General features: G+C 67.4%; 19 protein-coding genes. 17 read left to right on the top strand and 2 right to left on the bottom strand.

What is annotated here, in order from left to right:
* Positions 1-22 precede the first annotated feature (22 nt).
* The 3 genes from nusG to rplA all read left to right on the top strand — a co-directional run bounded on the left by nusG (position 23) and on the right by rplA (position 2,139).
* Positions 23-826: a transcription termination/antitermination protein NusG gene (gene nusG, locus ACWEIJ_RS03155; protein ID WP_449835521.1), complete on the top strand. Its 804-nt coding sequence runs from the start codon at positions 23-25 to the stop codon at positions 824-826.
* Between the two features lie 87 nt (positions 827-913).
* Positions 914-1,348 carry a 50S ribosomal protein L11 gene (gene rplK / locus ACWEIJ_RS03150; protein WP_030473500.1) on the top strand — a complete coding sequence of 145 codons (435 nt, stop codon included), beginning with the start codon at positions 914-916 and terminating at the stop codon, positions 1,346-1,348.
* A gap of 80 nt (positions 1,349-1,428) precedes the next feature.
* Positions 1,429-2,139 carry a 50S ribosomal protein L1 gene (gene rplA, locus ACWEIJ_RS03145; RefSeq protein WP_109628839.1) on the top strand — a complete coding sequence of 237 codons (711 nt, stop codon included), beginning with the start codon at positions 1,429-1,431 and terminating at the stop codon, positions 2,137-2,139.
* 56 nt (positions 2,140-2,195) lie between these two features.
* On the opposite strand, the gene ACWEIJ_RS03140 is transcribed toward rplA, so the two are convergent.
* Together ACWEIJ_RS03140 and ACWEIJ_RS03135 are read right to left on the bottom strand one after the other, a co-directional pair.
* A complete protein-coding gene (locus ACWEIJ_RS03140; protein ID WP_449835520.1) occupies positions 2,196-2,966 on the bottom strand; it encodes a methyltransferase domain-containing protein in 771 nt (256 codons plus the stop codon).
* 9 nt (positions 2,967-2,975) lie between these two features.
* Positions 2,976-3,722: a hypothetical protein gene (locus ACWEIJ_RS03135; RefSeq protein WP_449835519.1), complete on the bottom strand. Its 747-nt coding sequence runs from the start codon at positions 3,720-3,722 to the stop codon at positions 2,976-2,978.
* A gap of 246 nt (positions 3,723-3,968) precedes the next feature.
* Between ACWEIJ_RS03135 and rplJ the strand changes: the two genes are divergently transcribed.
* The 14 genes from rplJ (at position 3,969) to rpoB (ending at position 20,411) form a co-directional block, all read left to right on the top strand.
* Positions 3,969-4,523 (top strand): 50S ribosomal protein L10, encoded by a 555-nt coding sequence (gene rplJ, locus ACWEIJ_RS03130; protein WP_330852143.1) that lies wholly within the window; start codon positions 3,969-3,971, stop codon positions 4,521-4,523.
* Between the two features lie 55 nt (positions 4,524-4,578).
* Positions 4,579-4,968 (top strand): 50S ribosomal protein L7/L12, encoded by a 390-nt coding sequence (gene rplL, locus ACWEIJ_RS03125; RefSeq protein ID WP_449835518.1) that lies wholly within the window; start codon positions 4,579-4,581, stop codon positions 4,966-4,968.
* Between the two features lie 326 nt (positions 4,969-5,294).
* A complete protein-coding gene (locus tag ACWEIJ_RS03120) occupies positions 5,295-6,350 on the top strand; it encodes an ABC transporter ATP-binding protein (protein ID WP_355434791.1) in 1,056 nt (351 codons plus the stop codon).
* A complete protein-coding gene (locus tag ACWEIJ_RS03115; protein WP_449835517.1) occupies positions 6,347-7,132 on the top strand; it encodes an MlaE family ABC transporter permease in 786 nt (261 codons plus the stop codon). Before ACWEIJ_RS03120 ends, ACWEIJ_RS03115 begins: the two co-directional genes overlap by 4 nt.
* 3 nt (positions 7,133-7,135) lie before the next feature.
* Entirely contained in the window at positions 7,136-7,945 is an 810-nt protein-coding gene (locus ACWEIJ_RS03110) for an MlaE family ABC transporter permease (protein ID WP_449835516.1), read from the top strand.
* Entirely contained in the window at positions 7,942-9,258 is a 1,317-nt protein-coding gene (locus tag ACWEIJ_RS03105; protein ID WP_449835515.1) for an MCE family protein, read from the top strand. The genes ACWEIJ_RS03110 and ACWEIJ_RS03105 overlap by 4 nt, the downstream gene beginning before the upstream one ends.
* Positions 9,255-10,286 (top strand): MCE family protein, encoded by a 1,032-nt coding sequence (locus ACWEIJ_RS03100; RefSeq protein WP_449835514.1) that lies wholly within the window; start codon positions 9,255-9,257, stop codon positions 10,284-10,286. The genes ACWEIJ_RS03105 and ACWEIJ_RS03100 overlap by 4 nt, the downstream gene beginning before the upstream one ends.
* The gene (locus tag ACWEIJ_RS03095) at positions 10,283-11,284 is read left to right on the top strand and encodes an MCE family protein (protein WP_449835513.1); all 1,002 of its coding nucleotides are present in this window, start codon (positions 10,283-10,285) and stop codon (positions 11,282-11,284) included. Before ACWEIJ_RS03100 ends, ACWEIJ_RS03095 begins: the two co-directional genes overlap by 4 nt.
* On the top strand, positions 11,281-12,447 hold the full coding sequence (locus ACWEIJ_RS03090; protein WP_449835512.1) for an MCE family protein: 1,167 nt from the start codon (positions 11,281-11,283) through the stop codon (positions 12,445-12,447). The genes ACWEIJ_RS03095 and ACWEIJ_RS03090 overlap by 4 nt, the downstream gene beginning before the upstream one ends.
* Positions 12,444-13,601, top strand: coding sequence for an MCE family protein (locus ACWEIJ_RS03085; RefSeq protein ID WP_449835511.1), 1,158 nt, complete (start codon positions 12,444-12,446; stop codon positions 13,599-13,601). The genes ACWEIJ_RS03090 and ACWEIJ_RS03085 overlap by 4 nt, the downstream gene beginning before the upstream one ends.
* The gene (locus ACWEIJ_RS03080; protein WP_449835510.1) at positions 13,598-14,827 is read left to right on the top strand and encodes an MCE family protein; all 1,230 of its coding nucleotides are present in this window, start codon (positions 13,598-13,600) and stop codon (positions 14,825-14,827) included. The genes ACWEIJ_RS03085 and ACWEIJ_RS03080 overlap by 4 nt, the downstream gene beginning before the upstream one ends.
* Positions 14,827-15,327, top strand: coding sequence for a hypothetical protein (locus ACWEIJ_RS03075; RefSeq protein ID WP_449835509.1), 501 nt, complete (start codon positions 14,827-14,829; stop codon positions 15,325-15,327). The genes ACWEIJ_RS03080 and ACWEIJ_RS03075 overlap by 1 nt, the downstream gene beginning before the upstream one ends.
* A 29-nt stretch (positions 15,328-15,356) precedes the next feature.
* Positions 15,357-16,235 carry a hypothetical protein gene (locus tag ACWEIJ_RS03070; protein ID WP_449835508.1) on the top strand — a complete coding sequence of 293 codons (879 nt, stop codon included), beginning with the start codon at positions 15,357-15,359 and terminating at the stop codon, positions 16,233-16,235.
* A gap of 690 nt (positions 16,236-16,925) precedes the next feature.
* Positions 16,926-20,411 carry a DNA-directed RNA polymerase subunit beta gene (rpoB, locus tag ACWEIJ_RS03065; protein ID WP_449835507.1) on the top strand — a complete coding sequence of 1,162 codons (3,486 nt, stop codon included), beginning with the start codon at positions 16,926-16,928 and terminating at the stop codon, positions 20,409-20,411.
* Positions 20,412-20,476: the final 65 nt, after the last annotated feature.

Genomic DNA, 20,476 nt, shown 5'->3' with positions numbered 1-20,476 from the left:
CAATCAGGAAGCGAGATCCACAGTGACCTCCGATAACGGCGTCGACGCCCAGGAGCTGACCGACCTCACCGACGACGAGGTGTCCGAGGACACCGCGGTCGACGAGACGGTCGAGTCGGAGGCTGTGGAGTCCGAGGACGAGGACACCGTCGCGGACGTCGAGGCCGACGAGGACGTGGACGTTCTCGCGATCGACGAGACCCCGATCGACGAAGAGAGCGCCGACCCCGCCGAAGAGCTGCGTCAGGCCCTGCGCCACGCGCCCGGCGACTGGTACGTCGTGCACTCGTACGCCGGCTACGAGAACAAGGTCAAGGCGAACCTCGAGACTCGTATCCACACGCTCGACATGGAGGACTACATCTTCCAGGTCGAGGTGCCGACCGAAGAGGTCACCGAGATCAAGAACGGCCAGCGCAAGCTGGTGCAGCGCAAGGTGCTGCCCGGCTACATCCTGGTCCGCATGGAGCTCACCGACGCGTCCTGGAGCGCCGTCCGCAACACGCCGGGCGTGACCGGGTTCGTCGGAGCCACCTCCAAGCCCTCGCCGCTCACCATCGACGAGGTGCTGAAGTTCCTCCTCCCGCAGGGCGAGCAGAAGCCCGCGGAGGGCAAGAAGGCCGCTTCGACGGCTGCTCCGAAGCCGACCATCGAGGTCGACTTCGAGGTCGGCGAGTCGGTCACCGTCATGGACGGACCGTTCGCCACGCTGCCCGCCACGATCAGCGAGGTCAACGCGGACGGCCAGAAGCTGAAGGTCCTGGTGTCGATCTTCGGCCGGGAGACGCCGGTCGAGCTGTCGTTCAGCCAGGTCTCCAAGATCTGAGCGGTTCCCTCTCGCGAGGGGGCCGATCGGCCACGCTGCGGCTGGCAGGGCCGCGCGCGGACACCGCAATAACAGGAAGTACGGACAATGCCACCCAAGAAGAAGAAGCTGTCAGCGATCATCAAGCTGCAGATCAAGGCTGGTGCCGCGAACCCGGCGCCGCCCGTTGGTCCCGCGCTTGGTCAGCACGGCGTCAACATCATGGAGTTCTGCAAGGCCTACAACGCCGCGACCGAGTCGCAGCGCGGTCAGGTCGTGCCGGTCGAGATCTCCGTGTACGAAGACCGCTCGTTCGACTTCAAGCTGAAGACCCCGCCGGCCGCGCGACTCATCCTCGCCGCCGCTGGTGTTGAGAAGGGCTCCGGCGAGCCGCACCGCGTCAAGGTCGCCAAGGTGACCATGGAGCAGGTCCGCCAGATCGCCCAGACCAAGATGGTCGACCTGAACGCGAACGACATCGACCAGGCCGCGAAGATCATCGCCGGCACCGCCCGTTCCATGGGCATCACGGTCGAAGGCTGACCAACCAACTTCTGAGCAAGCGTGGGAGAGCCGAGCGCGGCTCATTCACCACGAACTGATCCACGGTTAGGAACAGAGTTATGAAGCGCAGCAAGGCCTACAAGGCCGCCGCCGAGCTGGTGGACCGGGAGCGGCTGTACTCGCCGCTGGAGGCCGCCAAGCTCGCCAAGGAAACGTCCAAGGTGAAGCTGGACGCCACCGTCGAGGTCGCTATCCGCCTCGGCGTCGACCCTCGCAAGGCCGACCAGATGGTCCGCGGCACCGTGAACCTGCCGCACGGTACGGGCAAGACCGCCCGCGTGATCGTCTTCGCAACCGGTGACAAGGCCGCTGAGGCCGAGGCCGCCGGTGCGGACGCCGTTGGCTCCGAGGACCTGATCGAGCGCATCCAGGGTGGCTGGCTCGACTTCGACGCCGCGATCGCGACCCCCGACCAGATGGCGAAGGTCGGCCGCATCGCCCGCATCCTGGGCCCGCGTGGCCTGATGCCGAACCCCAAGACCGGCACCGTGACCCCCGAGGTCGCGAAGGCGGTGAACGACATCAAGGGCGGGAAGATCAACTTCCGCGTTGACAAGCAGGCCAACCTGCACTTCGTCATCGGCAAGGTGTCGTTCGACCCCGAGAAGCTGGTCGAGAACTACGCGGCCGCGCTGGACGAGGTGCTCCGCGCCAAGCCGTCCGCGGCCAAGGGCCGGTACGTCAAGAAGGTCACCGTCTCCACGACGATGGGCCCCGGCATCCCGGTCGACCCGAACCGCACCCGCAACATGCTGGTGGACGAGGCCTGAGCCTCACCGGTTTGAAGTGAAAGGCCCCCGGTTCGCCGGGGGTCTTTTGCGTTGCGTCACAAGGGTTTGCGCGCCGCCATCAGGAACATCAGCGGTGCGGCGGTGAAGTCGCCGCCGCGCAGTTCCGCGAGCCAGCGCTCACCGTCCGCACGTTCGATCGCGCCGGCGCGGACCGCCCGTTCCGTGTTGCGGGTGAAGGCGAAGATCTTGTCGGCCAGCACGAAGTCGTGGAACACCGGAGCCGCGGTGTGCACGGCCTCGACCTCGAAGCCCGCGGCACGGGCCAGGCGGGCGAGCTGACGGCCGATCGTGGCGTTGCGGACCATCGTCGAGCAGACGAACCGGTTGAACGCCCGGTTCATCTCCAGGTCGCCGTCGACGGTCAGGGCGTCCCAGTCCGGTTCGCCGATGCGAAGCAGCCCACCGGGTTTGAGCACGCGCAGGAGTTCGGACAGGACGGTGGCGGGGTCCGCGACGTGCTGCAGCGCGCGATCCATCCGCGCCCGGTCGAAGGTGGCGTCCTCGAACGGCAGTGCGTGGCCGTCGCCCAGGCGGATCTCGACGTGCGGCTCGTCGTGGAAGCGTGTGTTCGCGGTGCCGACCATGTTCTCGTCGATGTCGACGCCGACGACGCGCCCGGACGCGGTCACCGCGTCCGCCATGGCCTGGAGATCAGCGCCTGGACCGCAGCCCAGGTCGAGGACGGTGAGACCGGGTTCCAGCCTCAGCAGGTCGAGCAGTTGCCGCTTGTAGTCGACGGCCACCGCGGCCACGTCGTCCATGTACGCGGCCTTGTCGGGGCTCGGCACCCCCAGTGCATTCGCCATGCACCCCAATCAACCACAGGTGCTGGGCGACCAGTCGGTGATGACCCAGCCGGAACCGACCTTCTCGACGACGAACGTGCCGAGCCGCGGACCGCCCTCGACGGTCAGCTCGCACGAGTTGATGGTGACCTTGGTGGTCGTCGGGGTCTTGAGCATCTCGGGCGGGAACATGACCTGCTGGTACTTGTCGACGCTCGTGACCTGCTTCTTCAGCGATTTGACCGCGGCCGCGCAATCGCTTGCGTTGTAGGCGTTGGCGAACTTCTGGCGGGTGTCGTCGCGCAGGAAGAGCGTGCAGGCACGGGTCGTGTCGGCGAACGAGACGTGCTTGTAGAACATGCCGACGGTGCCCTGCAGGCCCGCCGGTGCGGAGAGGCCCTGGGCCGGGCCGGTCACGCCGCCGCTGTCCTGGGCGATGTCACCGGGATCCTCGGTGCCGAAGTAGTGGTTGTAGGCCCAGAGGACAGAGATGACGACCAGGAGGAGAAACAGCGCGCGCCAGAAGAGGCGGCTTTTGAGCACGAAGAGCCACCAGCGGTTCTTGGGCCGGTAGGGCTGGGGCTCGTAGGAGGGGTAGGGCGCCTGTGGCGTCGCGGGCGGCGTTCCCTGTGGTGCCGTCTGGCCCGCGGCTTCCTGTTGGCGCCGGAACTCCTGGAAGCGCTGGAACTCCTGGAACTCGCGGAACTGCTCGTCCATCGGCGTGGCAGGGGGATGCGGCTGGCGGGGCGCGAGGTCCTTGCCGGGCTCGTCGGTCACAGGTCACATCATGCCGATTTGGTCCGGCGGACACGACTCGCGTACTCTCATCGGTGGTTCTACCGAAGACCGCTGGTTTTCTCCGCGAGGAGAACGAAGGCCCCGTTGCAACACGGGCGGCCCGCGCAGGGAGGACGAGGCTCAAGCAAGTTGTGACGCCCCGTGCTGCTCATGCGCGTGGGCGTTTTTGTTGTTTCGGGACCTCTCGGGATCAGCGGTCTACCCCAGCCCAGAGAGGAGGCGATCATGGCGAAGCCCAGCAAGGTTACGGCGGTCGCTGAGCTCGCGGACCAGTTCCGCACCAGCTCGGCAGCGGTTGTCACCGAGTACCGTGGCCTCTCCATGGCGCAGCTCACCACGCTGCGTCGCGCTCTCGGCGCGGGCACCAAGTACACCGTCGCGAAGAACACGCTGGTCAAGCTGGCCGCCGCGGACGCCGGCGTCGAGGGCCTCGAGGCCCTTCTGTCCGGCCCGACCGCCATCGCGTTCGTCGAGGGCGAGCCCGTCGACGCCGCCAAGGCGATCCGCGACTTCGCGAAGGACAACAAGGCCCTGGTCATCAAGGGCGGCTACATGGATGGCCGCCCGCTCTCGGTCGAAGAGGTCACCGCGATCGCGGACCTCGAGACCCGTGAGGTGCTGCTCGCGAAGCTCGCGGGCGCGATGAAGGGCAACCTGGCCAAGGCCGCGGGTCTGTTCAACGCCCCGGCTTCCCAGGTCGCTCGCCTGGCTGCTGCCCTGCAGGAGAAGAAGGCCGCTGCGGCTCCCGCCGCCGAGGCCGACGCTCCCGCCGAAAGCTGATCACCCGAAGACACACCCGACGCTTTCGCGCGGGAGATAGAAAGGAACGCCGATCATGGCGAAGCTCAGCACCGAAGAGCTGCTCGACGCTTTCAAGGAGATGACCCTCCTGGAGCTGTCCGAGTTCGTGAAGCAGTTCGAGGAGACCTTCGAGGTCACCGCCGCGGCGCCGGTCGCCGTTGCCGCTGTTGCCGGCCCCGCTGCCGGTGGCGCTCCGGCCGAGGAGGAGAAGGACGAGTTCACCGTCGTCCTCGAGGGCGCTGGCGACAAGAAGATCCAGGTCATCAAGGTCGTCCGCGAGGTCGTCTCGGGCCTGGGCCTGAAGGAGGCCAAGGAGCTGGTCGAGTCCGCTCCGAAGCCGCTCCTCGAGAACGTGGCGAAGGACGTCGCCGACGCCGCCAAGGAGAAGCTCGAGGCCGCCGGCGCCAAGATCACCCTCAAGTGATCTGGGCCCCTCCGGGGGTCGCGCTTTGCCTCGCAGTGCCTGAACGGGCGTGCACCCACAACGGGGGTGCACGCCCGTTTTGCATGTCCGGAACCGGTGGACGGCACCCATCGGTGGCAAATGTGCCCGGATTCACATCGGCGGCGAATATGCTCGTTGTCGGGTGGAGGGCAGGTGCGGATGACCGTTTTGCGAGGTCACGCTGTGTGGCGTTATCCAAGCGCAACCGCCGTTAGGCCAACTGGTGAGTAACCTGCCGCGAACGAACTCGTTGCCCCAGTGTGACGCCGATCGCCGCGGCGTCTTGGGCGTGTGCGGAGGTGCGGATGGGCGTCGAGGTGGTCGTCGAGGGTCTGACCAAGTCCTTCGGCAAGCAGACCATCTGGCAGGACGTCACGCTCACGCTGCCGCCAGGTGAGGTCAGCGTGATGCTCGGGCCGTCGGGTACGGGCAAGAGCGTGTTCCTGAAGTCGCTGGTCGGGCTGCTCAAGCCGGAAAAGGGCAAGATCGTCATCAACGGGACGGATCTCGTGCGGTGTTCCGAGCACCGGTTGTACGAGATCCGGAAGATGTTCGGCGTGCTGTTCCAGGACGGCGCGCTGTTCGGGTCGATGAACCTGTACGACAACATCGCCTTCCCGTTGAGGGAGCACACTCGCAAGACGGAGGCCGAGGTTCGGCGGATCGTCCTCGAGAAGATGGAGATGGTCGGTCTCGTCGGGGCGGAGAAGAAGCTGCCGGGCGAGATTTCCGGCGGCATGCGCAAGCGGGCCGGGCTCGCGAGGGCGCTGGTGCTGGACCCCGAGATCATCCTGTGCGACGAACCCGACTCCGGGCTGGACCCGGTGCGCACGGCGTACCTGAGCCAGTTGCTGATCGACCTGAACGCTCAGATCGACGCGACCATCCTGATCGTCACGCACAACATCAACATCGCTCGGACGGTGCCGGACAACCTCGGGATGCTGTTCCGGCGGGAGCTCGTCATGTTCGGGCCGCGGGAGGTCCTCCTCACCAGCGACGAGCCGGTCGTGGAGCAGTTCCTCAACGGACGGCGGCTCGGGCCCATCGGCATGTCCGAGGAGAAGGACCAGGCCACGATGGCCGCCGAGCAGGCGCACGCGGACGCCGGGCACTCGGACGGCTCGCCGGACGAGGACATGCGCGGGGTCGTGCCGCAGCTGGAGCCGACGCCCGGACTGCCGTTCCGGGACGCGGTGAGGCGGCGGAAGGACCGCGTCATGTCGATCATCCACCAGCTGCCGTACGAGGCGCAGCAGGGCATCATCGCGAGCCTCACGCCGGATGACCTGGTGCGGTACAACGTGCACGCCTCCGCGCCCACGCCCAGCCCCTGGCCTCGTCAGGGCGGTGTGCTGTGACGACGCAGGCGACTTTCCCCGGCGCTGGGGCGCTGCGGGAGACCGGGAAGCTGTGCCAGCTCGGCATCGACGTCGTGCGGACGTCGTTCCGGCGGCCGTTCCAGTTGCGGGAGTTCATCCAGCAGAGCTGGTTCATCGTCAGCGTGACGGTGTTGCCGACGGCGCTGGTGTCGATTCCGTTCGGCGCGGTCATCGCGTTGCAGCTGGGGACGTTGACCCGGCAGATCGGTGCGCAGTCGTTCACCGGTGCGGCCAGCGTGCTCGCGATCATCCAGCAGGCCAGTCCGATCGTGACGGCGTTGCTGATCGCGGGTGCGGGTGGCAGTGCGATCTGCGCGGACCTCGGCAGCCGGAAGATCCGCGAGGAGATCGACGCGATGGAAGTGCTCGGGGTGAGCCCGATCCAGCGGCTCGTGGTGCCTCGGGTGCTCGCGGCGATGCTGGTGTCGGTGCTGCTCAACGGCATGGTCAGCGTCGTCGGCGTGCTCGGCGGGTACTTCTTCAACGTGATCATGCAGGACGGCACGCCCGGTGCGTACCTGGCGAGCTTCTCGGCGTTGGCGCAGTTGCCGGACCTGTGGATCAGCGAGATCAAGGCGCTGATCTTCGGGTTCATCGCGGGCATCGTCGCGGCCTACCGAGGGCTCAACCCCGCCGGTGGGCCGAAGGGCGTGGGTGACGCGGTGAACCAGGCCGTGGTCATCACGTTCCTGCTGTTGTTCTTCGTCAACTTCGTCCTCACCACGATCTACCTGCAGGTCGTGCCGGCGAAGGGGAGCTGACGGATGGCGAACAAGGTGCTGTCCGGACTGGACGGGTTCGGCGACCAGCTGGCGTTCTACCTCAAGGCGCTGGCGTGGACGCCTCGCGCTCTCAAGCGGTACCTGAAGGAGACGCTGCGGCTGCTCGCCGAGGTGAGCTTCGGGTCGGGGGCGCTCGCGGTCATCGGCGGCACGATCGGGGTGATGGTCGGGCTGTCGGTGTTCACCGGCACGGTCGTCGGTCTGCAGGGCTTCACGGCGCTCAACCAGATCGGCACCTCGGCGTTCGCCGGGTTCGTGTCGGCCTACTTCAACACCCGTGAGATCGCGCCGCTCGTGGCCGGGCTCGCGTTGTCGGCGACGGTCGGGTCCGGGTTCACGGCCCAGCTCGGTGCGATGCGGATCTCCGAGGAGATCGACGCGCTGGAGGTCATGGGCATCCCGAGCCTGCCGTTCCTGGTGACCACGCGGATCATCGCCGGGTTCGTCGCGATCATCCCGCTGTACGTGATCGGCCTGCTGACGAGCTACCTGGCGGCGCGGACGATCACCGTGGAGTTCTACGGGCAGTCGGCGGGCACGTACGACCACTACTTCAACCTGTTCCTGCCACCGGTCGACGTGCTCTGGTCGTTCGGCAAGGTGCTGGTCTTCGCGGTCGTGATCATCATGACGCACTGCTACTACGGCTACCGCGCGTCCGGTGGTCCGGCCGGGGTCGGTGTGGCGGTCGGTCGCGCGGTGCGGACCGCGATCGTCACGACGGCGCTGCTCGACTTCTTCCTGAGCCTCGCGATCTGGGGCGCCACTACGACGGTGAGGATCGCGGGATGAGGAAGCGTGTGCTGGGCATCGCGTTCCTCCTCGCGATCGCCATGTTCCTGTCGCTGACGGTGGCGCTGTACAAGGACGCCTTCAGCGACTACGTGAAGGTCACCCTCAAGACCGACCACATCGGCAACCAGCTGCAGACGGCCAGTGACGTCAAGGTCCGCGGGCTGATCGTCGGTTCGGTGAAGTCCATCCGCACCAGCGGGGACGGTGCCGAGCTGGAGCTCGCGCTGCTGCCGGACAAGGTCGGCCTGATCCCCGCCAACGTCAGCGCGCGGCTGCTGCCCAAGACGTTGTTCGGTGAGCGGTACGTGAACCTCGTGCTGCCGCAGCAGAAGAGCGCGGCGATCAAGGACGGCGCGGTCATCCAGCAGGACAAGACCAGCAGCGCGATCGAGCTGGAACGCGTGCTGGACAACCTGATGCCGGTGCTGCAGGCGATCCAGCCGGAGAAGCTCGCCACCACGCTGACCGCGTTGTCGCAGGCGCTCGACGGCCGCGGCAAGCCGCTCGGCCAGACGCTGGTGTCGCTGAACTCCTACCTCGGTGAGCTCAACCCGCAGCTGCCCGCGTTGAAGGAGAACATCTCCAAGCTCGCGGACGTCGCCAACGTGTACTCCGACGCCGCGCCGGATCTGCTGCAGGCGCTCAACGACATGACCACGACGACCAAAACGGTCGTGGAGCAGCGGGACAACCTGATGGCGCTGTACGGGTCGCTGACCACGACGTCGCAGGACCTCACCAGCTTCGTCACGGTCAACAAGAACAACATCATCGGGCTCGCCGACACCAGCCGTCCGACGCTGGAGCTGCTCGCCAAGTACGCGCCCGAGTACCCGTGCCTGCTCAAGGGGCTCGCGGACTTCGAACCGGTCATCAGCAAGGCGTTCGGCGAGGGCACGAACGAGCCTGGCCTGCACATCACGCTGGAGATCACGCAGAACCGCGGCAAGTACAAGCCGAACGTCGACGAGCCCAAGTACTCCGACAAGCGCGGTCCTCGCTGCTACGACATCGTGCCGCGGCCGGACCCGTTCCCGCAGTACCCGCCGGACGGGCCGGTGAAGGACGGGTCCAGCTCGCCGCCGCCCGCTCGCGTGGCGCACGACGGGGTCCTGCCGCCCGCTAACGCCGGCAACACCTCCACGTCGTCGGCGCAGGACGTGCTGCGGCTCGCCAACTCGCCGGAGGAGGCCAGGTTGATCGCGGCGCTCTTCGGACCGCGGATCGGGGTCGACCCGCAGGACATGCCGGGCTGGTCGAGCCTGCTGCTCGGACCGCTGGTGCGCGGAGCGGAGGTGACGGTCAAGTGAGGGGAGTGCTCGCTCCGCTGCTGAAGCTGATCACCTTCGCGGTGGTCACGATCCTCGCCACGACGTTGCTCGCGGTCACCATCGCCAACGTGAACCTGGCCGGTGCCACGGACTACAAGGCGCGGTTCACCGACGTGACGGCGTTGAACAAGGGCGACGACATCCGCATCGCCGGTGTGCGCGTCGGGCAGGTCGACGACATCAAGGTGGTTGACCGCAAGACCGCCGAGGTCGAGTTCTCGCTCGACGGCGACCGCAAGCTGCCGGGCTCGGTCACCGCGACGATCAAGTACCGCAACCTGGTGGGGCAGCGGTACATCGCGTTGGAGGCCGGCACCGGTGACACCAAGGCGGTGCTGCCGGAGGGCGGCACGATCCCGTTGGAGCGCACCAAGCCGGCGCTCGACCTGACCGTGCTGTTCAACGGCTTCAAGCCGCTCTTCCAGGCGCTGTCGCCGGAGGACGTGAACAAGCTGTCGTTCGAGATCATCCAGGTGCTGCAGGGAGAAGGCAGCACGATCGACAGCCTGCTGCAGCACACGGCGTCGCTGACCAGCACGCTCGCGAGCAAGGACAAGGTGATCGGCGAGGTCGTCGACAACCTCAACACCGCGCTCGACACCGTGAACTCGCGCGGCGAGGACTTCAACAACCTCGTGATCACGTTGCAGACGCTGGTGTCCGGGCTCGCGCAGGACCGCCAGCCGATCGGTGACGCGATCACCGCGCTCGGCGACCTGACCAACGCCACCGCCGGGCTGCTGCAGCAGGGCCGTGAGCCGTTGAAGAACGACATCGCGCAGCTCGGCCTGGTCTCGCAGACGTTGGGCGACAACGAGCAGATCGTCGACGGCGTGCTCCAGCGGCTGCCGAACAAGCTGGAGACGATCACGCGCACCGCGACCTACGGCTCGTGGTTCAACTTCTTCCTGTGCGAGGCCGGCGGCAAGGTCGCCGTGCCTCCGGTCATCTCGAACCCGATTCCGATCACGGCGTTGCCGGTGACACAGCAGAGGTGCCGCCGATGAAACAGCGCAACCCGATCAGGACCGGCGCGATCAGCCTGACGTTGATCGCCCTGCTGCTGCTGGCCGCGTTCTACTCCGACGACCTGCCGATCGTCGGCGGTGGCACGAGCTACGCCGCGGACTTCAGCGAGGCCGCGGGACTGGTGCCGGGCAACGAGGTCCGCGTCGCCGGGGTGAAGGTCGGCAAGGTCACCAAGGTCGCGCTCAACGGCGACCGCGTGCGGGTCACGTTCAAGGTCAAGGACGCCTGGGTGGGCGACCGGACGACCGCGATGATCCGCATCAAGACGTTGCTGGGCCAGAAGTTCCTGTCGCTCGACCCGCAGGGCACCCAGCCGCTGTCGCCGGGCAACCCGATCCCGAAGGAGCGCACGCTCGCGCCGTACGACGTGAACGAGGCGTTCAACGGGCTCGCGACGACCGTCGGTCAGATCGACACCAAGCAGCTCGCGGACAGCTTCACCGTGCTGTCCGACACCTTCAAGAACTCGCCGGAGCACGTGCGCGGCGCGCTGGACGGCCTGTCCGCGCTGTCGAAGACGATCTCGTCGCGGGACGAGCAGCTGGCCAAGCTGCTGGACAACACCAGGCAGCTGACCAAGACGCTGGCCGACCGCAACCAGGAGTTCGAGAAGCTCCTCTCGGACGGCAACCTGCTGCTCGGCGAGATCCGCAAGCGGCGCGAGGCGATCACCGCGCTGCTCACCGGCACGCGCGACCTGGCCCGCGAGCTCAGCGGTCTGGTGCAGGACAACCAGAACCAGCTCAAGCCGGCGCTGGAGCAGCTCGGCAGGGTCACCACGATCCTGCAGCGCAACCAGGACAACCTCGACCGCAGCCTCTCGTTGCTGGCGCCGTTCTACCGGGTGTTCGCGAACACCCTCGGCAACGGGCGCTGGTTCGACACCTACATCTGCGGTCTGCTGCCGCCCTCGGTGAACCTCGGCGTCGTCGGGTTCAACGAGGAAGGCTGCCTGCCTCCGGGGGTGCAGCGATGACAACGGCGGCCAGCAGCAAGCTGGGGCGCGCGATCGCGATGGCCTGCGTGCTCGCGCTCGTCGCGACCGCGGCGCTGTGGTGGATCTTCTCGGGCATGAACGAGCGCAAGGTCACCGCGCACTTCGCCGCGGCCGTGGGTGTCTACCCCGGTGGTGACGTGCGGGTGCTCGGCGTGAAGGTCGGCACGATCGACGAGGTCGTGCCGGAGGGCAAGTCGGTGCGGGTCGTGTTCAGCCTCGACCGCTCGGTGCGGGTTCCGGAGAACGCGCAGGCCGTCGTGGTGGCGCCGAGCGTGGTCAGCGACCGGTACGTGCAGCTCGCACCCGCCTACACCGGCGGACCGACGATGGGCGACAACGCCGTGATCCCGCGCGAGCGCACCGCGACGCCGGTCGAGCTGGACGAGCTCTACCAGTCGCTGGACAAGCTCACGACCGCGTTGGGACCCAACGGCGCGAACGCCGACGGGGCGTTGGCGGACCTGCTCAACGCCGCGGCGAAGAACCTCGACGGCAACGGCCAGGCGCTCAACGACACGCTGAAGAACCTCGGCCAGGCCACCCGGACGCTGTCCGGGTCCAAAGAGGACCTGTTCGCCACGGTGGACAACCTGCAGAAGTTCACCGCGATGCTGGCCGCGAACGACAGCCAGGTGCGGGACTTCAACAAGCAGCTGGCCGACGTGACGAAGCTGCTCGCCGACGAGCGCGGTGATCTCGGTGCCGCGCTCAACGAGCTGGCGACCGCGCTGCAGCAGGTGCAGGGCTTCATCAAGGACAACCGCGAGGTGCTCAAGTCCAATGTGGACAAGCTGGCCTCGATCACGCAGGTGCTGGTGAACCAGCGGGCGGCGCTGGCGGAGACGCTCGACGTGGCGCCGCTGGCGCTGGGCAACCTGCAGAACACCTACAACGCGGCGTCCGGCACGCTCGACACCCGCGCGAACATCAACGAGCTCAACCAGCCGCCGATCGTGCTGATCTGCAAGCTGGTGCAGCAGGCCACGCCGAACAACGTGCCGCCGGTGCTCGCCCAGACGTGCAAGCAGCTGGAGCCGATCCTGTCCGGCGCGGTGCCGCTGCAGTCGCCGGCGCAGATCGTCAGCGACCTCAACGCGGGCAAGCTGCCGCTGCCCCTGCCGGTCGGGGGGACGCCGCGGTGACATCAACCACCAGAACGAAGCTTGTCGTCGCGGTGACGGCGTTGTTGCTCGTGTCGGGCTGCGGCACCGGCGGGTTCGACGGCGTCTACAACATGCCGCTGCCGGGCGGCGCCGACGTCGGCGACCACCCGTACCGGGTCAAGGCGCAGTTCAAGGACGTGCTCGACCTGGTGCCGCAGGCGGGCGTGAAGGTCAACGACGTGCCGGTCGGACGGGTCGAGCAGATCGACCTCGCGTCGGACGGCTGGACCGCCGAGGTCACCATGCTGGTCAACGGTGACGTGCAGCTGCCGGCCAACGCGTTCGCGAACCTGCGGCAGTCGGCGTTGCTCGGTGAGAAGTTCGTCGAGCTCGGCAAGCCGAAGGACGCGACCGGGAAGCTCGCGGACAACGCCGTGATCCCGTTGGCCAAGACCAACCGCAACCCCGAGGTCGAAGAGGTCTTCGGCGCGTTGTCGTTGCTGCTCAACGGTGGTGGTGTGGCGCAGCTGCAGAACATCACCAAGGAGCTCAACGCCGCGATGGAGGGCAACGAGCAGGAGATCCGCTCGTTGCTGGGCAACCTGAACACGTTCGTCGGGGAGCTCGACAAGCACAAGGCGGAGATCGTCCGCGCGCTGGACTCGATCAACCGGCTGGCCGGCACGCTGGCACAGCAGCGGGAGAAGATCGCGGTGGCGCTGACGGACCTGGAGCCCGGTCTGCGGGTGATCGCTGAGCAGCGCACGCAGCTGGTGACGTTGCTGCAGTCGCTGGACAAGCTGTCCGACGTCGCGGTGGACACGGTCAACAAGAGCCGGGACGACATCGTGGCCGACCTGAAGGCGCTGCAGCCGACGTTGCAGAAGCTCGTGGAGTCGGGGCAGAACCTGCCCAAGGCGTTCGAGTTGCTGCTGACCTACCCGTTCCCGGACGCGGCGGTCGACGGCGTCAAGGGCGACTACTCGAACGCGTTCATCGACCTGGACCTCAACCTCGGCACCGTCCTCGACAACCTGGGCCGGTCGCGGCAGTCCCCGCTGGACTCGCTCGTGCCGACCCAGGGCACGCCGCTGCCGTTGCCGAACATCCCGTTGCCGGGCCTCAGCCCGGGCAGCAACGGGTCCGGGCTGGGCGACCTGCTCGGCGGCCTGCTGGGAGGTGGTCGCAAGTGATCACGCGCGGGACGAAGGTCAAGATCGGCGCGTTCGTGCTGGTCGCGTTGCTGGGCATCTCGTACGTCAGCGCGTCGTACGTCGGGCTGTTCAAGTCGTCGTCGACGGTCGTGACGATGCAGCTCGCCGACTCCGGCGGGATCTTCACCAACGCCGAGGTCACCTATCGCGGCGTCACGATCGGCCGGGTCGGGCAGCTGCGGCTGACCTCCGACGGCGTCGAGGCCGACCTGGAGCTGAACTCGGACGCGCCGCGCGTGCCGGCGTCGACCGAGGCCGTCGTGGCCAACCGGTCGGCCGTCGGCGAGCAGTACGTGGACCTGCGGCCGAAGACGGACGACGGCCCGTACCTGCAGGCCGGCTCGGTCATCCCGCGGTCGGCCACGCGCACGCCACCGCCGGTGGACGGGCTGCTGTCGAACCTGGACGCGTTCGCGTCGTCGGTGCCCACGGACTCGTTGCGGACCGTGGTCGACGAGCTGCACAACGCGTTCAACGGCACCGGTGGCGACCTGCAGGTGCTGATCGACAACACCGCGGCGTTCACCGCGGCCGCCCGCGAGCACCTGCCGCAGACGACGCAGCTGCTCAAGGACGGCAAGATCGTGCTGTCCACGCAGGCCTCTTCCGGTGGTGCCATCCGGTCGTTCAGCGGTGACCTGCGGTTGATCGCGGAGCAGCTGAAGGCGTCCGACGGCGACCTGCGGCGGCTGATCGTGGCCGTGCCGCCGGCGTCGGAGCAGGTCTCGGCGCTGCTGAAGGAGAGCGGCCCGAACCTGGGCGTGGTGTTCGCGAACCTGCTGACCACCTCGAACATCCTCGTGACCAGGCGCGACGGCCTGGAGCAGATCGCGGTGACGTACCCCATCGCCGTCGGTGGCGGCTTCACCGTGGCGCCCGGCGACGGCACCGCGCACTTCGGGCTCGCGCTGAACGTGTTCGACCCGATGCCGTGCACGGTCGGCTACGAGGGCACGAAGATCCGTCCCGGCAACGACACCTCCGCCGCGCCGCTGAACACGCAGGCCTACTGCGCTCTGGCGCGCGGATCGGCGACCTCGGTGCGAGGCTCGCAGAATGCTCCGTACGGTGGCACGCCGACGACCCCGGTCGGCAACGCCACGACGCAGCCGGGCCAGGAGCCGGCGGGGCAGCAGGCGGTGCAGGAGCTGCCGCTGCTGACGTCGCTCGGCCAGCTGCTGGGTTTGCCAGAGGAGAAGAAGTAGTGCGGATCTTCACGGTGGTCGCGGCCGTACTGGCGGTGCTGACGTTCGGGTACGCCGCGTACTTCGGCGTGGCCTGGTACTCGGCGGCGCACTCGTCCGAGTCGGCGTTCGCCGCCACGCGCGACGACGCCCTGCGCTCCGGCCAGGTCGGCATCACGAACTTCCTGACGCTCGACTACCAGAAGGTCGACGAGGACCTCCAGCGCTGGCTCAACTCCTCGACCGGCGAGTTGCGCGCGGAGATCGACAAGGACAAGGACTCGCGCAAGAAGCAGCTGGTCGACGCGAAGTCCGTGACGACGTCGAAGGTGCTCGACTCCGCGATCACCGAGCTGGACGACCGCGCGGGCACCGCGTCGATGATCGCCGTCGTCGAGAGCACCGTGACCCCCGCCGACGGCAAGCAGGTCACCAAGATCAACCGGTACCTGACCAAGCTCACCCGCACCGACGACGGCTGGAAGCTGAGCCAGCTGGGTCCGCTGCGGGCCGGCATCTGATTCGGCCAGAACTGATAGGACGAGTGCACGTGCCCCCATCCCGCCGCCGCCCCATCCCCACTCCGCCCGCCGGAGGCCGCCCCAGGGTCGCCGGCCTGCACCGGCGCGCCACCGAGGCGTCCGAGGTCTCCGAGGTCGCTGAGGCTCCGGAGGGTGTGGAGGCCGTCGAGGCGGCTGGGGAGCCGGAGGTCGAGGAGCTCAAGGCCCCGACGGCGGTCGAGTGGACGCCGCCCGCCACGAAGCAGGCGAAACCCCCGAAGCCGCCGAAGTCCTCGGCGCCCTCGAAGGCCTCGGCGCCTTCGGAGCCCTCGAAGTCCTCGGCGCCTTCGGAGCCCGAGGAGGCTCAGGCCGAGCCGGTCACCGCCAAGCCCGGTGCCAGGCCCGCCTGGCTGCTGCCCGCGGCACTGCTCGCGGTGGCGGTCCTGCTCGGCGGCCTCGGCACGTTCTTCCTGGTCAAGTCGCGCTCGGTGTCCTACGACGCTGCCCTGGTCGACTCCGCGACCACCTCGGCGGTGAACGGCCAGATCCGCGAGGCCGTCGAGAAGTCGTTCTCGTACAACTTCGCCGACGTCTCCTCGACGGAGAAGGCCGCGAAAGAGCTGCTCACCGGCAAGGCCCTGTGTCAGTACAACGCCGTGTTCGGCCCCGTGAAGGAGGTCGCGCCGCAGCAGAAGCTGGTCGTGACCGTCCGCGTGGTCTCCTCCGCGGTCTCGTCGCTGAAGGACGGCCACGCCACCGTCCTCGTGTTCGCCGACCAGGTCACCACCCGCACGACCGACAACCAGTCGGGCGGCGGCACCGCCATGCTGCGCGTGAGCGCGGTGGACAGCGGCGGCCGGTGGAAGATCGACAACATGGAGATGTTCGGCGCCACGCCCGACCAGACCCGCCAACTCCAGGGCTGCTGACCCGACCGCACGCGGGGCTCCCACGTTCCCCAAGCGAAACGCCGGCTCCCGCGTTCCGTCGGCGGACGCACACGGGGCTCCCACGTTCCCCAAGCGGAAACGCCGACTCCCGCGTTCCGTTGGCGGACGCACGCGGGGGCCCGCCGTCCTCTCCTGGAGTACGAAAGCTCCCCGCGTACTTTCGCGGGCGCTCCGGGGAGCCGGTCGTTTGGGTCAGGCCGGTGTCAGGGCCATGATCGCCGTGCCGTAAGATCAACAACCCTCAGAGGTGCCCTGGAAGCACTGCTGAGACACCCTCCGCCAGCCCCGACACGCGTGATCTCGGTCACACAAATCTCGTGGCGCTCTGTAAGTCCGCTTGAAAGCCGCCAACTTCCCACCAAATCGGCCGCACGCGTGTTTGTGCAGGTCAAATGGGTGACGGACGGTGAAGAGCGCTCCATCCACAGAGTGGATCGGCTGTCCACATCTTGACTGCACGCTCATGCAGGGTCACTCTGTCGGTGAGCAAGAGGAGGGTCCTTCCAGGTGCCTCTCGACAGTCGCCGTGCGCGTGGCTAGACTGCCCCTTTGCGCTGCCCATTTTCCGCTTGCCCTTCGCCGAGAGCGTGGATTAGTCGGGCATCGCCGCACCCTTGACAGCCGTGCTAGTTCGCTCTAGCCAGCTACCTGTCCCTGGAAGGACGCATCTTGGCGATCTCTCGCGCGACCAAGGCCACTGCTGCGACCAACTCCACGTCGGGGATCCCTGGAGCGCCGAAGCGCGTCTCGTTCGCAAAGATTCACGAGCCGCTCTCGACGCCCAACCTGCTCGACCTGCAGATCCAGTCGTTCGAATGGCTCACCGGTGACGAGGCGTGGTTCCAGCGCCGCGTCGACGCCGGTGACGAGACCCCGACCAGCGGTCTCGAAGAGGTTCTCAACGAGATCTCGCCGATCGAGGACTTCTCCGGCTCCATGTCACTGTCCTTCTCCGACCCGCGCTTCGACGAGGTCAAGGCCTCGACCGAAGAGTGCAAGGACAAGGACATGACGTACGCGGCACCGCTGTTCGTCACGGCGGAGTTCACCAACCACACCACTGGTGAGATCAAGAGCCAGACGGTGTTCATGGGTGACTTCCCGATGATGACGGACAAGGGCACGTTCATCATCAACGGCACCGAGCGCGTGGTTGTCTCGCAGCTCGTGCGCTCTCCGGGTGTCTACTACGACACCGCGGTCGACAAGACGACGGACAAGGACGTCTTCAGCGTCAAGATCATCCCGTCCCGGGGTGCCTGGCTGGAGTTCGACGTCGACAAGCGCGACACCGTGGGTGTCCGCATCGACCGCAAGCGTCGCCAGCCGGTGACGGTGCTGTTGAAGGCTCTGGGCTGGAGCACGGAGCAGATCCGCGAGCGGTTCGCGTTCAGCGAGACGTTGCTGACCACGCTCGAGAAGGACCACACCGCGGGTACCGACGAGGCGTTGCTCGACATCTACCGCAAGCTGCGTCCGGGCGAGCCGCCGACGAAGGAGTCGGCGCAGGCCCTGCTGGAGAACCTGTTCTTCAAGGACAAGCGCTACGACCTGGCGAAGGTTGGCCGCTACAAGGTCAACAAGAAGCTGGGCCTGGACACCGAGATCAACACGGGTGTCCTGACCGAGGACGACATCGTCACGACGATCGAGTACCTGGTCCGCCTGCACGCGGGCGAGACGATGATGGACGGCGCCAACGGCACCGAGGTTCCCGTCGAGGTCGACGACATCGACCACTTCGGCAACCGCCGCCTGCGCACCGTGGGCGAGCTGATCCAGAACCAGATCCGCGTCGGTCTGTCCCGCATGGAGCGCGTCGTCCGCGAGCGCATGACCACGCAGGACGTCGAGGCCATCACGCCGCAGACCCTGATCAACATCCGTCCCGTCGTGGCGGCGATCAAGGAGTTCTTCGGCACCTCGCAGCTGTCGCAGTTCATGGACCAGACCAATCCGCTCGCGGGTCTGACCCACAAGCGCCGCCTGTCGGCGCTGGGTCCCGGTGGTCTGTCCCGTGAGCGGGCCGGCATGGAGGTCCGCGACGTCCACCCGTCGCACTACGGCCGCATGTGCCCGATCGAGACGCCGGAAGGCCCGAACATCGGTCTGATCGGTTCGCTCTCGTCGTACGCGCGGGTCAACCCGTTCGGCTTCATCGAGACGCCGTACCGCAAGGTCGTCGAGGGCCGGGTCACCGACCAGATCGACTACCTGACCGCGGACGAGGAAGACCGCTTCGTCAAGGCGCAGGCCAACTCGCCGACCGACGACGAGGGCAACTTCACCGACGACCGCGTCCTGGTCCGCAAGAAGGGCGGCGAGGTCGAGTTCATCGACCCGATGGACGTCGACTACATGGACGTCTCGCCGCGCCAGATGGTGTCGGCCGCGACCGCCATGATCCCGTTCCTCGAGCACGACGACGCCAACCGCGCCCTGATGGGGGCGAACATGCAGCGTCAGGCCGTGCCGCTGCTGCGTTCCGAGTCGCCGCTGGTCGGCACCGGTATGGAGCTGCGTGCCGCGGTCGACGCCGGTGACGTCGTCGTCGCGAAGAAGACCGGTGTGGTCGAGGAGGTCTCCGCCGACTACATCACCGTCATGGCCGACGACGGTGCGCGCAACACCTACGCGCTGCACAAGTTCCGTCGCTCGAACCAGGGCACCTGCATCAACCAGAAGCCCATCGTCAACGAGGGCGACCGGGTCGAGGTGGGCCAGGTCCTGGCCGACGGGCCGTGCACCGAGAACGGTGAGATGGCGCTCGGCAAGAACCTGCTCGTGGCGATCATGCCGTGGGAAGGCCACAACTACGAGGACGCGATCATCCTGTCGCAGCGCCTCGTGCAGGACGACGTTCTCACCTCGATCCACATCGAGGAGCACGAGATCGACGCCCGCGACACGAAGCTCGGCGCCGAGGAGATCACCCGGGACATCCCGAACGTCTCCGAGGAGGTCCTCGCCGACCTCGACGAGCGCGGCATCATCCGCATCGGTGCCGAGGTGCAGCCGGGCGACATCCTCGTCGGCAAGGTCACGCCCAAGGGCGAGACCGAGCTGACCCCGGAGGAGCGCCTGCTCCGCGCGATCTTCGGTGAGAAGGCGCGCGAGGTCCGCGACACCTCGCTCAAGGTGCCGCACGGTGAGTACGGCAAGGTCATCGGCATCCGCGTCTTCAGCCGTGAGGACGACGACGAGCTGCCTCCGGGCGTGAACGAGCTCGTCCGCGTCTACGTGGCCCAGAAGCGCAAGATCCAGGACGGTGACAAGCTCGCCGGCCGCCACGGCAACAAGGGCGTCATCGGCAAGATCCTCCCCGCGGAGGACATGCCGTTCCTCGAGGACGGCACGCCGGTCGACATCATCCTGAACACGCACGGTGTGCCGCGTCGTATGAACATCGGCCAGGTGCTGGAGACCCACCTCGGGTGGATCGCCAAGCAGGGCTGGAGCATCAACGGCGACCCGGACTGGGCGAAGAACCTGCCCGAGGAGCTGTACGACGTCGAGCCGGGCACCCGCACGGCGACGCCGGTGTTCGACGGCGCGAAGGAAGAGGAGATCACGGGTCTGCTGGGCTCGACCATCCCGAACCGCGACGGTGAGCGGATGGTCAAGGAGAACGGCAAGGCTCAGCTCTTCGACGGTCGCTCCGGCGAGCCGTACCCGTTCCCGGTGTCGGTCGGCTACATGTACATCCTGAAGCTGCTGCACCTGGTCGACGACAAGATCCACGCGCGTTCGACCGGCCCGTACTCGATGATCACGCAGCAGCCGCTGGGTGGTAAGGCGCAGTTCGGTGGTCAGCGCTTCGGTGAGATGGAGTGCTGGGCGATGCAGGCGTACGGCGCCGCGTACACCCTGCAGGAGCTGCTCACCATCAAGTCCGACGACGTGCTCGGCCGCGTGAAGGTCTACGAGGCCATCGTCAAGGGCGAGAACATCCCGGAACCCGGTATCCCGGAGTCCTTCAAGGTGCTGCTCAAGGAGCTGCAGTCGCTGTGCCTCAACGTCGAGGTCCTGTCTTCGGACGGTGCCGCGATCGAGATGCGCGACGGCGACGACGAGGACCTGGAGCGCGCGGCCGCGAACCTCGGCATCAACCTGTCGCGGTCCGAGTCGCCCTCCGTGGACGACGTCGTCAACTAGTCACCTCGCTCGGGTCAGGGAGCGCAATGCCTCCCGCGTAGCGCTCCCTGACCTTTCCGACCAGC

This window comes from Lentzea sp. NPDC004789 (assembly GCF_053601075.1).
The sequence above is the reverse complement of the archived record's forward strand: the minus strand, read 5'-3'. Positions and strand labels throughout refer to the sequence as shown.